The following is a 13,228-nucleotide window of genomic DNA, read 5'->3' on the forward strand; positions in this document are numbered from 1 at the left end:
GTTACAATACACTTTACCCGGTTGCTAGTGGAACCGACACGGGCAAACCGAATCCTTCGCGTAGGGCAACCCGAGCTGCATGATAACCGCACATACCGTGTACTCCCCCACCCGGTGGCGTAGACGATGAGCACAGGTAAATGCCAGGCGCTGATGTCCGGTAAGGCGATAAGGTTACCACCGGGCGCGTGTACAACTGCCGGATGTCGATAATACCACCGTTGATGTCACCCCCCACGTAGTTTGGATTATACGCTTCCAGCTGGGCGGTGTTTATCGTATGCCGGGCCAGAATCCGGTCCCGAAAACCAGGCGCATACCGTTCGATTTGCTGTTCGATTACTTCCGTTCGGTCAACCGTCGACCCGTTGGGTACATGGCAGTAAGCCCAGGCGGTGTGCTTCCCTTGCGGAGCGCGCGTTGAATCAAACAGGCTTTGTTGCGCCAGCAATACATAAGGCCGATCCGGGTGATGGCCAAGTGACGTGAGCCGTTCGGCCTCCGCAATTTCTTCGAGTGTGCTTCCCAGATGAATGGTTCCGGCTTGTCGGCATTCGGGAGCGGTGAACGGAATTGGACCGTCCAGTGCCCAATCGACCTTGAACACACCCATTCCGTACCGATAATGCTCCAGCTGCCAGCGGTACAACCGGTTGAGCGGGCCGGACGAAAACCGATCCCCCGCAATAGCCAGCAGTTGCTTCGGCGTCACGTCGAACACGACTACCTTCGAGGACGGCAGCTGGCTTATCGAGCGAACCGGTGTGTTGGTTTCAACTTTACCGCCAATCGACTGAAAGTATGATACTAACGCATTGGCGATAGCCTGCGAACCTCCTTTGGGAACCGGCCAGCCGCGTAAATGACCCGTCGTCATTAGCACCAACGCGATGGCTGAAGTAGTCAGATTCGAGAGCGGCTGAATAGCGTGAGCCGCCATACCCGCAAATAAACCACGGGCTTCTCGGGTCTTGAATCGCTTCGCCAACTGCACCGCCGAGGGCAAGGCATCCAGCCCGAACAGCGCTAGATCGATGGGGTGTTTAGGAAAGCGTAAAGGTCCCAGCACATCAGGAGCCAACGTCGGCCAGTGACGCGCCAGCGGTTCCAGTAAACGCAGGTATGCCTGTTCGTCAGTCCCCAGAAAGCGAGCTGTTTCTTCAACGGATGAGCGCAATGCCGCTGCCGTTCCATCGTCAAACGGATGTGCCGCTGCCAGGGGTGGGTAAATAAATTCCAGACCGTGTTCGGCCAGTGGCAGACGCTGGAAAAATGGCGAGCCAGCCGCCAGCGGGTGAACCGCCGAGCAAATGTCATGCACAAAGCCGGGAAGTGTCAGTTCTGCCGAACGCAATCCTCCGCCAATGTCGGCTTTGGCTTCCAATAAGAGCACGGATAGACCGGCCTGCTGCAAGGTAATTGCCGCACTTAGTCCATTCGGTCCGGAACCCACCACAACCGCATCGTAATCGGGCTTACTCAAAATACATGTACTGTTTATAGTTTATAGCCTCTGGTTTGGCGTCTTCGCAATAACGCCAAACCAGAGGCAGAGGCTATTGACCAGTTACAACTGGGAAAACGCCTGCTCAATATCTGCTTTTATATCGTCAATATGTTCGATACCCAGCGAAACCCGCAGCGCGGTAGGCGCTACCCCCGCCCCCGATTGTTCTTCTTCGTTCAACTGCGAATGCGTCGTTGAAGCCGGGTGAATGATCAGCGTTTTTGAATCGCCCACGTTCGCCAGATGGCTGATGAGTTTTAGACTGTTGACAAATTTTTCAGCCCGCGCTTTATCGCCTTTCAGCTCGAAAGAAAGCACACCACCAAAACCACGTTGCAGGTATTTTTTGGCTAGTTCGTGGTACGGATTGGTTTCTAAGCCCAAATAATTGACCGATGCAACTTGCGGTTGTTGCTGAAGCCACTGCGCCAGCGCCAGGGCATTCTCGGTCGTGCGTTCGATGCGAAGCGAAAGTGTTTCAAGGCCCTGAAGCAACAGGAACGAGTTGAACGGACTTTGGGCGGGACCCCAGTCGCGCAAACCTTCTACCCTGGCCCGGATAATGAACTGGATGTTGCCAAACGGTCCGCCAACGCCGAACGCGTCATTCAAAACCAGTCCGTGGTAACTCGGCGATGGCTGCGTAAACTGTGGATATTTGCCGTTGCCCCAGTTGTACTTACCCGAATCAACAATGACCCCGCCGATGGTCGTGCCGTGGCCGCCAATCCATTTGGTAGCGGACTCCACGATGATATGAGCGCCGTAATCGAACGGGCGGCAGATGGCTCCGGCGGCTCCGAACGTATTATCGACAATAAGCGGTAAATCGTATTTTTCGGCTAGCCGGGCAAATGCGTCAAAGTCGGGAACGTTGAAGCCGGGGTTACCAATCGTTTCCAGATACAAGAATTTTGTCCGGTCGTCGATCAGTCGCTCAAAGCTTTCGACCTTATCCCCGTCGGCAAACCGGGCTTCTACACCGATATTTTTAAATGAATTCTTGAACTGGTTGTACGACCCACCGTACAGATACGTCGTAGTGACGAAGTTATCGCCAACAGTGGTGATGTTGTTGATAGCGATAAACTGAGCCGCATGGCCCGACGCAACGGCTAACGCCCCAACGCCCCCTTCCAGTGCCGCAATGCGCTTCTCGAACACATCGCCGGTTGGGTTCATGATTCGGGTGTAGATATTCCCAAACTCCTTTAAAGCAAACAGATTCGCGCCATGCTCCGTGTTGTTGAAAGCATAGGAAGTGGTCTGGTAGATGGGCACCGCCCGGGCGTTTGTTGTGGGATCGATCTGCTGTCCGCCGTGCAGTTGAAGCGTTTCAAATTTCATGCTACTAGGTACTGGGTTTTGTTGAAGGTTACGATTCGATTTAGTGTCGTTGAGTAAATCAGAAACGAACTATCGCTGCGGTTATACTCTATTTGGCGGGCTCGTTAAACCGTACCGGCTGCTGGTTGATTACCTTCCGCGCCTGCAAATCGAACTTCTGTCCTTTTCCGAGAAAGAAAAATGGCCCACCGGTACTGTTCTGTCCCGATGGATATTTGGCGTTGTTAGCAATCTGTTCCGCCGTATAGACCGCGACATACGATGCACCGATTACCTCGAACGTGTTCTGCTGCACCACGATAGCCGTTCCTTCGTCGATACCAACGCCTAGCAATTCTGGCCGTGATTTGATCACGTCGATCAGGTCAAACTGGCGGTTACGACGCAGTACGTGCTGGTCGATGGTCACGTTATGGATGAAATCGAGTCCCTGCGTGTGGTCACCGATCATGATTGAGTTTCCTTTCGTATCGCCCCGGACCATAAACGAACCCTGAATAGTCGCACCGGCCGAGGTTCCTCCGATAACACCACCCCGGCTAAGCACCGCGTTAAATTCTTTGTGGGCTAGTGTGTTCAGGTAAGAATCGGTCAATCGCCAGTGCCGCCCACCAACGAACCACACCCCCGTAGCTTTTTTCAACGGCGCGACAAACGATTCCTGGTTGGCAACTTTCGGATCGCGGGTGTGCAATACAGTGATGTTTTTTACGCCGAGACTTTGCAGCCGTTCGGTTTCACGCGGAGCCTTACTGGCCGACGAGTCTTCGCCCGCCGTTGGAATGATGACGATGTTCGCAGCAGCTGGTCCACCCGCCAGTTCGACAAATCGGCTCCAAAGTTCGGGTGCCATATTTCCACCACCAACGATAACCAATGAACCCTTTTCGGGTCCTACGGTCTTTAATTGGTTTTGTGCGTTGCTCAGCGAGGAAAGTAAAGCAAAAAAGAGGATGAGGGTAGATACTTTATTCATTGGTTTTAGAGGAGGTTACTTTGTCTTGTCAACACCGACGCTGAACACAAGAGACAGCCCAGGTGATCCATTTTAGCAAGCTTTATAAGTGCAGGTTATGTGTTGATTGAGAAAAGGATTGACTTCTACGATGATCATCAAAGCGGTTTAAGCGATTATGTATACGCATTCAGATTGATAAGTGGACGCTCATCAACGTAGGGTAAAAGATCATCCGTATCCGTGATTGTTCGAAACAAGGTAACGACAAACCGACGCCGACATACCCACATCTCAACAAAAAACAGGTCAACCGCGTACAAATGCAACCGGAAATCAGGGAGATGACGGGTAGCCACTGGCTGACCTTTTTGCCAAATCGTTGCTGCCTGCTCAGGAAATGGCAATTTGTCAAAGGTGGCCAGTGGCTTGTCAGAATTATTAATCACGGATCGAATGAATGTTTCCGGCTTGGGAAATATAGTAGCCTATCTCAGCTGTCTTTATGGATAGAATTTACGCTTATGGATTGAGGAACTGCGTACCAGCAGCCGCGAGAAACCCCAATACCCAAAGAGCAACAAATCGTTGGGCGTAGGTATTTAATCGGCTTAGCGGCTTATCGTTAAGTTGTAACTCAACGGGAATGAGCGACCAGACCTGAGCAATAATTTCATCAATATCAATGGGCGTATCGAAGTTTTCATCCAGAAAATCATACTCGATTCGGCGGTCTGAGCCAATCACGTAAACAGCCGGGATAAACGCTTCGTCGGAGATCCCGGATACCCGATCCCAGACGGGACTGTCTTCATTGTAAACCCCAAACTGACGGGACACCTGCTGATCGGCATCATGAGCGAATAGAAAATCCAGCTGTTTCCCCTGACGCGCTAACGCTTGTGGCGATTCGATCGAAAGAACAACCAACTCGACCCCGATCTGTTGAAGTGCGTCGTTAAGCCGGATAAGCGATTCGAGGTAAGGACCAGCGTACCGTCCCCAGCATGGGCAGTAGAAGCTAACAACAACGGGTTTTTCAGCTACTAAATCCAGCAGAGAAACGGACTGTCCAGAACCGGGCTTAGGGTAATTGAAATTGGAAGCCTTCCAGTCGCCGGACCCACCCGAGAGACTAAAAAAAGGAGCGATATCTCCTGTTTTCAACGGTTGTACGTCCGTATTGGACTGACGAGGCTTTGTAATAACTGTCCGAAAATCACCGAGTTCATTTTGAAATTGGAGTGTCATAGGTATTTGTGCTTTAGCTGCCTTACAGGATAAAATATTTATCCTATATATTTAGTAGTGTATTGTTGTAAATAAAAATCATTTATTGCTTGTCAAGCTAGCGAGAGATTGGTTTACACACCAGTTGACGTGATAAATTTCGCGGTGAGCAGAGGTAATACAGAGGAATCGAAATTGAATAGAATCAACAACAGCAAGCCATGTGCATGGCGCACATTCGAAACCGAGAAACGGATATTTCAGAAGAAAATACCGGTTGAAATGCTTTCGTGTTCATCCTTGTAATTGACTGCCTGATGACTCAGTCTATTAAGTTCATGGGCAAAGGTGAACAGTATTTTTCTGTTTCGCAAATTTTTCGGGTAAAAAAGTCAGACTTTTTCAATATCAACAGCCTGATTATCAACCCTAAAACCCGATAGACTATTCGCATTGTAAAGCTAACTATACTAGGGTACTGCTACTTAATGCGCTGTTTACCTTGTACATCGAGCACGTGTGCTAGTGTTTGGCGAACGACAAAATTATAGCGAAGTGTTACGCCATAGCTCATTCCGCTACCCGTTCCAAGCAGTTGAGCCTGCTGTACATCACGCCCATTAAGAAAGTAAGATACGTTGGTCGTGAGTGAATTTCCCAGCCCCCATAGTTTATGAACCGCAAAGCCCATGTCGAATCGGTTGCTAAGCCGGAGATTGTATTCGACACCCGTTTCGAGCATAGCTGTTGGATTCGTGTTCAAAGCGGTACGACCGGTCAATCGGATCGTATCCGGCTTTTCCCAATGGCTATCTTTATTTCCGTAACCCGCTAAAGCAAACTGCCCTTTATCCTGTCCATTGTTGGGCATCAGCCACAGGCCGCCCGTCAGCCAAAATCCGGAACGACGCCAGGGGCCACTAGTTGACAAAATCATTCGTTTTCCGCGCAGGACGAACCCCTGTCTGTTGTTCGTAAACCGGAATGCGTAAGGATAGGAAGCACTGTTGACAACCACCTCCGTATGGATAGGCATATTGGCATAGCCTGCTTCAACCGCCCATTGCTCACGGTGAGACCAGCCAACCAATGCACTACCCGCCAATGTTGTAACGCGATCGCTGTACAGGAGGCCATTGAATGAATTATCAAGTTTAGCACGGTCTGTCCGCACAAACCCGCTCAACGACACATACCAGCGGTCGCGGGTGTAGGCACCGCCATAGCGAGTGAGCAACCGATCGTATTGGCGCTGCGCACTGGGAAGCTGGTAGTAGTCGGCCATTTTCTGCGCAAAGGCAGGCCAGCCAGCCAGTGTTATAAGTAAAAAAAGAAGGTAGCGTTTCATCATCCAATACGACTGAGGTTGTTCACTAAAGTAACTACTTAATTTGCTGTCTGTTAACTTTTTACGCAAATTTTAATGCGCTCGTTGCAAGATAGACCCCTGGTTGCTCAAAAACGATGGAATTGGCTCCGTTCTTTTCTTACAAAAAGTACACCCAGCTCCTCCTGTGAGCAATTGGGTGTACTTTTTAATTTTAAAAACTAAAGCGTCCGGATGGGCCCGTAAGCTTACGATCCATGCTTCGTTACAGGCACCGATACCGTCATGTTGTCCCATGCGATGGCGATGCTGCTGTTCGATGGCGTAATCGTCAGCTTCTCCATTGGTGATTTACCAGTTGATACCGGTACGGTTACCATAGCGACGTCATTACCTTTAATTTTTTCGTAATCGTACGCTCCCCACTGACCCAGCGTGCTATTCAGCAGTACTTTCCATTCTTTCTCACCAGGAATCGTGTACAGTGTGTACGTACCGGCTTTTACCATTTTACCACCGAACATTACGTCGTTCTTGAACGTCACTTCGGTCGCTTCGTTGGCTCCCGTCCGCCATACTTTACCGTATTTCTCCAAGCTGGTCGATCCTTCGGGTCCGAAAATAACCCGACCTTTTTTGGACGGCTGACCATAAACGACCTTGATCGACTTGTCGGGGCTTTCGGCGGTGATCTTTGGACTCGCTGGCGCTTTTTTATCCTGCGCCTGCACCAGTGATACCATAGCGAACAGGAAACTAAATACTGCAATCAGGTTTTTCATCCTACTACATTGATTTGGTTAGTTGTATTATGTACGTTACAAAATAAGCGATAGTTTTCGGGTAGGTCTGTAAAGATTACCGGTGCAAACTGGATTTTTACTGACTGGCCTTACGGCCTGCAACCCTTCCCACTTTCTGCTATTCTGTTACTTTAAAACCTCTGCAATTTTTTCTCCAAATGCGGCTGAACAAGGCTAGTTATTCCAGTAACCAGTACTTTCCAGACGGAATTACAAACCTGATTGCTATGGCTGCTGGCTGTTCTGCCGGTCGATGAAGGATTGTTTCTGCATAAAATAATGGTCTGCTTCATCGTTTTCTTTACCTTTGCGGTTTCAATCACCCGCGTGTTGTAATGCCGCTGATTGCGCCGTCGAGTTACCAGCCGCCTGCCCGTTTGTGGAATGGGCACCTGCAAACCATCATTCCCTCGCTTTTTCGCAAGGTTACGGTTTCCTACAACCGCGAACGGATCGAAACGCCCGATGATGATTTTCTAGATCTGGACTGGAGTGGAGAACAAAGTAATTGGGACGCCGTGCTGGAAAGCGACGTAGCGCGTTCCAAACCGCTGGTTATCCTCTCTCACGGACTGGAAGGCAGCTCAACGAGTCAGTATCTGGCTGGAATGGTTAGTCACTTAACCAAACAGGGTTTCGACTGTCTGGCCTGGCATTACCGCTCGTGCAGTGGCGAAATGAACCGCCAGCAGCGTTTCTACCACATCGGCGAAACGGGTGATCTTCACTTCATCATTCAATACGCGCTCTCGAAAGGCTATCAGACCATTTACCTGATGGGTTTCAGCGCCGGGGGGAACGTAACCTTAAAATACCTCGGCGAACAGGGCAAATCACTTCATCCAGCGATTCGGAAAGCGGTGGTGTTTTCGGTACCGGTTGATCTGCTTGGGTCGGCCCACCGGCTCGAACAGTGGGACAGCCTGGTGTATAATTACCGATTCAACCGAACGCTAAAACGAAAGGTATTGCAAAAAGCTGCGGTCATGCCGGGGGTGTTTCCAACGGAACGAATCGAGAAAGTGCGAACGATTCGGGAGTTTGACGATTTGTTTACCGCTCCGCAGAATGGTTTTCGCGACGTAACCGATTACTACACACGGAGCAGCTCGTTGCAATTCATACCGGGCATCGCCGTTCCAACGCTGATTGTCAATGCGAAAAATGACCCGTTTTTGTCGCCGGAATGCTTTCCCGAGCAGCTGGCGCGGGAACTACCCACCGTATGGATGGAGTTTCCGGAGCAAGGCGGTCATTGCGGGTTTCCACCGCGAACCGGTGGCATCAACGGTACCTACTGGTCCGAAGAACGGGCGGCATCGTTTTTACTAGAATCTAATTTGACACAACCATACGTAGATTAATCAAGTCGCTGCGATAGCGGTTTCTCACCCATGCTCACCAAATCACCGAACGTCGGCTCGACCGAACAAACGTATTATATCATCGATTTCGACAGCACCTTTACCAAGGTAGAAGCCTTAGACGTGCTGGGCGAGATCTCGCTTATTGGTCGCCCTGACCGCGACGACGTGCTGGATCAGATCAAATCGATCACTGACCGGGGTATGTCGGGGGAGATTTCGTTCACTGAATCGCTCGAACTACGGTTGAATCTGTTGAAAGCCCACCGCGATCATCTTCCGGCGCTGATCGAGACCCTGATGGGAAAAATCTCGGATTCATTCCAGCGAAACAAACAGTTTCTGGCCGAGAATGCCGATCACATTTACGTCGTGTCCAATGGGTTCAAAGAGTTTATCGTTCCGATCGTTACCTCACTGGGCGTGCTGGCGGAAAACGTGTTTGCCAATACATTCGTGTTCGACGAAGCCGGTAGTATTGTTGGTTTTGACCGCGAGAATCCGCTCTCGGCAAACGGTGGTAAATCGCAGGTGATTCGCGACTTGAAACTCGACGGTGAAGTGTACGTCATTGGCGATGGGTATACCGACTACGAAATCCGGGCGGCTGGTCTGGCCAATCGGTTCTACGCATTCACCGAAAATGTGATGCGTCCCCGCGTCGTCGAAAAGGCTGATTTTATTGCTCCTTCGCTGGACGAATTTCTGTACCATAACCACCTGAGCCGCAGCCAATCGTACCCTAAAAGCCGCATCAAGGTTTTGCTACTCGAAAACGTGCACCCGGTTGCCGTCAAACTGTTTGAACAGGAAGGATTTAACGTCGAAATCCGGAAAGGTGCGCTGGACGAAGATGAGCTCATCGAAGCGATCCGCGACGTATCGATTCTGGGTATCCGGTCCAAGACCAACGTAACGCAGCGGGTACTGGAACACGCTAACAAACTGATGACGGTCGGCGCGTTCTGCATTGGTACCAACCAGATTGATCTGCCCGCCTGCACCGAACGCGGTATCGCGGTTTTCAATGCGCCCTACAGCAACACCCGCTCGGTCGTTGAACTGGCGGTTGGCGAAATCATCATGCTTATTCGGAACATCGTTCCCAAGAGCAACCTGATGCACCAGGGCGTATGGGACAAATCGGCTAAGAATAGCTTCGAAGTACGGGGTAAAAAACTCGGACTGATCGGCTATGGCAACATCGGAACGCAGTTGTCGGTCGTTGCAGAAGCACTCGGTATGGAAGTGTACTTCTACGATGTAGTCGATAAACTGGCGCTCGGCAATGCCCGCAAGTGCAAATCGCTGGACGAACTGCTGGCCATCGCCGACATCATTAGTTTGCATACCGACGGTCGGAAAGAAAACAAAAACCTGATTAGCTACCGCGAATTCGGGTTAATGAAAAACGGGGTTATTTTCCTCAATCTGTCACGGGGTCACATTGTCGATATTCCGGCGCTGGTCGATGCCATTGAGCGGGGCAAGATCGGAGGGGCAGGAATTGATGTGTTCCCGTACGAACCCAAAACCAACAACGAAGAGTTTATTAATGCGCTGCGCAATCAGCCCAATGTCATCCTGACGCCACACATTGGCGGTAGTACGGAAGAAGCGCAGGAGAACATTGGCAACTTTGTGCCGGCCAAATTGCTCGAATACATTAACAACGGCAGCACCTACGGTAGTGTCAACTTCCCTGAGATTCAGTTGCCGCTGCTGAAGGAGTCGCACCGGCTGCTGCACGTTCACGCCAATGTACCCGGTATTCTGGCGCAGATGAACAATATCTTTGCGAAATACAACATCAATATTCACGGCCAATACCTCAAAACGAATGAGCAGATCGGCTATGTGATTACCGATGTAGCCAAAGAATATGCCGATGAGGTCGTTGAAGACCTCAAAAAAATCGACCAGACGATTAAGTTTAGACTTCTGTACTAGAAAGTAACCAAGCGAAAGAGTGATCAACAGACCGACACACTCTTTCGCTTGATTGCTCTTTCACTCTTTGGCTCTTTATGAAACAAACGTACTTTACGCCCGGTCCGGCTGAGCTGTATCCAACCATCTATCAGCACCTTCAAACGGCGATGGACGAGCAGCTTGGGTCGATTTCGCACCGAAGCCAGAAATTCCGGGATATCTACAAATTCACCGACGAGCAACTACGCACGTTGTTGAACGTTCCCGAAACGCACGGCATTTTTTTTACCGGCTCGGCCTCGGAAGTGTGGGAGCGCATCTTGTTCAACTGCGTTGAGCACGAGAGCTTTCACCTCGTCAACGGGTCCTTTTCGAAAAAGTTTTACGACTACGCCAACGCGCTGCACAAGTACGCTCATGTCTTCGAAAAGCCGTTCGGCGAAGGTTTCGATGCCAACGAAATTGAGGTGCCGGAATACGCCGAGCTGATTTGCCTGACCCACAACGAAACCTCGTCGGGTGTGCAGACCCGTACGCAGGACATTCACAAAATCAAGCGCAAATACGCCAAGAAGCTGGTCGTTGTCGATATGGTTTCGTCGGCCCCCTACCCTGATCTGGATTATGGTTTGGTCGATTCTGCGTTTTTCTCGGTTCAGAAAGCGTTTGGTATGCCAGCCGGTTTGGGCGTATGGATTGCCAGTCAAACCTGCCTTGAAAAGGCGGAGCGGTTACAGAAGTACGACAGCATGACCGTCGGGGCGCATCATACCCTGCCTACGCTCTGGAGTCATTACAAAACATTTGAAACGCCCGCTACACCAAACGTGCTGTTCATCTACCTGCTGGGAAAAATAGCCGAGGATCTCAACAAGATCGGTATTGACACCATTCGCAAACAAACCGAAGAAAAAGCCCGGATGCTGTACAAGTTCCTGGATGATTCGGCAGACTACACTCCCTTTGTGCAGCAGGAACGGCATCGGTCACAGACGGTTATTGTAGCGAATACCCAAAAACCCTCTGCCGATGTCATTTCAAACGCAAAACAGGCGGGTATGGTGGTTGGAACGGGTTACGGCAAGTTCAAGGACTCACAAATCCGAATTGCCAACTTCCCGGCAACATCGTTTGATCAGGTAGAAGCCTTAATCAAGCAGTTATCAAAATAAGAATTTGTTTTAGTCTCTTTTCAAGGATAAGCCGTCTTCTTCATTTAAGGCGGCTTTTTCTGTTTTGTAGCGGCAAACGCTCGTCCAACAGCCGAAGCAAACCTTCTTTATCCTTTACAGTTTACTAAGTCAACGTTTCTATAAAAAATACATAAACTCAACGATGATGAAACAGCTGCTATCAACGATTACGCTTCTTGCCTGTTTTTCGCTGGCAGGATATGCCCAGAACAACGCCGACTCAACGGAACGCTCAAAACCGCTGATCGACGAACGTACCCGTCAGGAAGCTCGCCAAAAAGCGAACCAGGTAGAAGAAAAGCTAAGCGAGGAAATCGAAAAATCGCGCAACTACATGCAGGACAACCAGCTTAGCTGGTTCCAGCCAGGCAATCTTTTCCTGGGGGGTGGCGTTGGATTTGGGGCTACCAGCGGAAAAGTATACACTGACATCAACGCTCGATTGGGCTACTTTTTCCAGCCTGGCTTCGCGGCTGGGCTGCGATTCGACTATGATCGGCTCGTTGGTAACAAATACCACGCGCGTCAAGCTGGTATTTTCGCCCGGTATTACCCATTTCGTACGCGGGTCAGCAGCTTTGTTGGCGCGAGTTTAAATGGTGGCCGCGAATTCTCCGAAAATATCGCATCGGACACCAAGGCAACCTACACCAGTGTTGGCCTAGAGCTAGGCGTTATGTTCTGGATTCTGCACCGGTTGGGAGCTGAGGTAAGCTACGAAGGTAACTTTTACAACAAATTTGACCCAACATTGGGGCGTGGTAAAGGGGGTCGGCTTAAGTTCGGCGTCAATTATTACTTTGGCCAGGTGGGTAACCGGGGCCTACGCCTTGCCCGGTAAGCAAATGACATACTGACCTAAAAAGCCAATTCAAAAGAATTGGCTTTTTAGGTTTTTGGCAGCAGACGTAAGTGGTGTTGCGTATGCGCGCTTGTAAAATACAGCATTTCACGAACGGTCAGCATACCGAGCACAGGATGGGGAATAAGAAATGTATTAAGGTCGTTGTCTGACCATCCTTCGGAAGCCTCCACGAGTGATGCGTAAATGGCCGAAAACCGATCTATCATCCCTTGTTTCGTCACTTCCATATCTTCCGGGCGGGGCGACATGCTTGCGGGGGCTTTGTTGCCAAAGGTTAAAACTTTTTGGTAAGCTGCCGCGATTTCTTCATAGTGCCGGGATGGCCTGTCTGCATTACCCCATTGGTCAAAAACCTCACGCGGCCCTGCCATCAATCGAGCAACTGGTCGGGCCGACAGGTAGAGATGCTGCATTACTTCGGCAACAGACCACTTTCCATCGACTTGTTGTGTAAACTGAGCTTCAGAACGCTCGTTTGCTACATCAATAAAAGCACGACAATCGGTCATGAGCTGGTTCTGTATGTTGGTCTTGCTCCTATTTTCCATACCTACATTTCCTCTAAGATTACGGTTCTATATTTATTTAACGCTTCATTAATATAATCTGTTATTCTATTAATAACTCGTTCTTTATCACCAAGATAACACCCTATCAAATATCAGCCAAATGGATTTATAACGTCCCAAACTATGTTATAAAAGA

13 protein-coding genes are annotated in these 13,228 nt (G+C 50.0%); 5 read left to right on the forward strand and 8 right to left on the reverse strand.

The window, feature by feature from the left end:
* Positions 1–13 precede the first annotated feature (13 nt).
* The 5 genes from LQ777_RS17075 to LQ777_RS17095 form a co-directional block, all read right to left on the reverse strand.
* Positions 14–1,483: a phytoene desaturase family protein gene (locus tag LQ777_RS17075; protein ID WP_232559143.1), complete on the reverse strand. Its 1,470-nt coding sequence runs from the start codon at positions 1,481–1,483 to the stop codon at positions 14–16.
* Between the two features lie 84 nt (positions 1,484–1,567).
* Positions 1,568–2,854 (reverse strand): O-acetylhomoserine aminocarboxypropyltransferase/cysteine synthase family protein, encoded by a 1,287-nt coding sequence (locus LQ777_RS17080; RefSeq protein ID WP_232559144.1) that lies wholly within the window; start codon positions 2,852–2,854, stop codon positions 1,568–1,570.
* Between the two features lie 88 nt (positions 2,855–2,942).
* Positions 2,943–3,830: a cyanophycinase gene (locus tag LQ777_RS17085; protein WP_232559145.1), complete on the reverse strand. Its 888-nt coding sequence runs from the start codon at positions 3,828–3,830 to the stop codon at positions 2,943–2,945.
* A 155-nt stretch (positions 3,831–3,985) separates the two neighbouring features.
* Complete coding sequence (locus tag LQ777_RS17090; RefSeq protein WP_232559146.1) at positions 3,986–4,258, reverse strand: hypothetical protein; 273 nt, start codon at positions 4,256–4,258, stop codon at positions 3,986–3,988.
* A 73-nt stretch (positions 4,259–4,331) separates the two neighbouring features.
* Complete coding sequence (locus tag LQ777_RS17095; RefSeq protein WP_232559147.1) at positions 4,332–5,060, reverse strand: peroxiredoxin family protein; 729 nt, start codon at positions 5,058–5,060, stop codon at positions 4,332–4,334.
* Positions 5,061–5,356: 296 nt separating this feature from the next.
* On the opposite strand from LQ777_RS17095, the gene LQ777_RS30530 reads away from it, so the two are divergent.
* On the forward strand, positions 5,357–5,482 hold the full coding sequence (locus LQ777_RS30530; RefSeq protein WP_255720716.1) for a hypothetical protein: 126 nt from the start codon (positions 5,357–5,359) through the stop codon (positions 5,480–5,482).
* Positions 5,483–5,520: 38 nt separating this feature from the next.
* Here LQ777_RS30530 and LQ777_RS17100 read toward each other — a convergent pair whose 3' ends face one another.
* Positions 5,521–6,390 carry a hypothetical protein gene (locus LQ777_RS17100; RefSeq protein ID WP_232559148.1) on the reverse strand — a complete coding sequence of 290 codons (870 nt, stop codon included), beginning with the start codon at positions 6,388–6,390 and terminating at the stop codon, positions 5,521–5,523.
* Positions 6,391–6,614: 224 nt separating this feature from the next.
* Positions 6,615–7,148, reverse strand: coding sequence for a DUF2911 domain-containing protein (locus LQ777_RS17105; RefSeq protein ID WP_232559149.1), 534 nt, complete (start codon positions 7,146–7,148; stop codon positions 6,615–6,617).
* A 356-nt stretch (positions 7,149–7,504) separates the two neighbouring features.
* Here LQ777_RS17105 and LQ777_RS17110 point away from each other — a divergent pair, with 356 nt between their 5' ends.
* The 4 genes from LQ777_RS17110 (at position 7,505) to LQ777_RS17125 (ending at position 12,499) form a co-directional block, all read left to right on the forward strand.
* On the forward strand, positions 7,505–8,533 hold the full coding sequence (locus LQ777_RS17110; protein ID WP_232559150.1) for a YheT family hydrolase: 1,029 nt from the start codon (positions 7,505–7,507) through the stop codon (positions 8,531–8,533).
* Positions 8,534–8,563: 30 nt separating this feature from the next.
* Positions 8,564–10,483, forward strand: coding sequence for a phosphoglycerate dehydrogenase (serA, locus tag LQ777_RS17115; protein WP_232559151.1), 1,920 nt, complete (start codon positions 8,564–8,566; stop codon positions 10,481–10,483).
* A gap of 77 nt (positions 10,484–10,560) precedes the next feature.
* A complete protein-coding gene (locus LQ777_RS17120; protein WP_232559152.1) occupies positions 10,561–11,637 on the forward strand; it encodes an aminotransferase class V-fold PLP-dependent enzyme in 1,077 nt (358 codons plus the stop codon).
* 163 nt (positions 11,638–11,800) lie between these two features.
* Complete coding sequence (locus tag LQ777_RS17125; protein ID WP_232559153.1) at positions 11,801–12,499, forward strand: porin family protein; 699 nt, start codon at positions 11,801–11,803, stop codon at positions 12,497–12,499.
* A gap of 47 nt (positions 12,500–12,546) precedes the next feature.
* Here the strand turns inward: LQ777_RS17125 and LQ777_RS17130 are convergent, their stop codons facing one another.
* Complete coding sequence (locus tag LQ777_RS17130; RefSeq protein ID WP_232559154.1) at positions 12,547–13,032, reverse strand: DinB family protein; 486 nt, start codon at positions 13,030–13,032, stop codon at positions 12,547–12,549.
* Between the last annotated feature and the right edge of the window lie 196 nt (positions 13,033–13,228).

Origin of the sequence: Spirosoma oryzicola (genome assembly GCF_021233055.1) — a bacterium.
Taxonomy (GTDB): domain Bacteria; phylum Bacteroidota; class Bacteroidia; order Cytophagales; family Spirosomataceae; genus Spirosoma; species Spirosoma oryzicola.

Excerpts from the sequence above, each read along its gene's own strand:
- LQ777_RS17110 (WP_232559150.1), top strand. The coding sequence starts at position 7,505 with ATGCCGCTGATTGCGCCGTCGAGTTACCAGCCGCCTGCCCGTTTGTGG.
- LQ777_RS17125 (WP_232559153.1), top strand. The coding sequence starts at position 11,801 with ATGATGAAACAGCTGCTATCAACGATTACGCTTCTTGCCTGTTTTTCG.
- LQ777_RS17095 (WP_232559147.1), bottom strand. The coding sequence starts at position 5,060 with ATGACACTCCAATTTCAAAATGAACTCGGTGATTTTCGGACAGTTATT.
- LQ777_RS30530 (WP_255720716.1), top strand. The coding sequence starts at position 5,357 with ATGACTCAGTCTATTAAGTTCATGGGCAAAGGTGAACAGTATTTTTCT.
- serA (WP_232559151.1), top strand. The coding sequence starts at position 8,564 with ATGCTCACCAAATCACCGAACGTCGGCTCGACCGAACAAACGTATTAT.
- LQ777_RS17120 (WP_232559152.1), top strand. The coding sequence starts at position 10,561 with ATGAAACAAACGTACTTTACGCCCGGTCCGGCTGAGCTGTATCCAACC.
- LQ777_RS17085 (WP_232559145.1), bottom strand. The coding sequence starts at position 3,830 with ATGAATAAAGTATCTACCCTCATCCTCTTTTTTGCTTTACTTTCCTCG.
- LQ777_RS17130 (WP_232559154.1), bottom strand. The coding sequence starts at position 13,032 with ATGACCGATTGTCGTGCTTTTATTGATGTAGCAAACGAGCGTTCTGAA.
- LQ777_RS17100 (WP_232559148.1), bottom strand. The coding sequence starts at position 6,390 with ATGATGAAACGCTACCTTCTTTTTTTACTTATAACACTGGCTGGCTGG.
- LQ777_RS17105 (WP_232559149.1), bottom strand. The coding sequence starts at position 7,148 with ATGAAAAACCTGATTGCAGTATTTAGTTTCCTGTTCGCTATGGTATCA.
- LQ777_RS17080 (WP_232559144.1), bottom strand. The coding sequence starts at position 2,854 with ATGAAATTTGAAACGCTTCAACTGCACGGCGGACAGCAGATCGATCCC.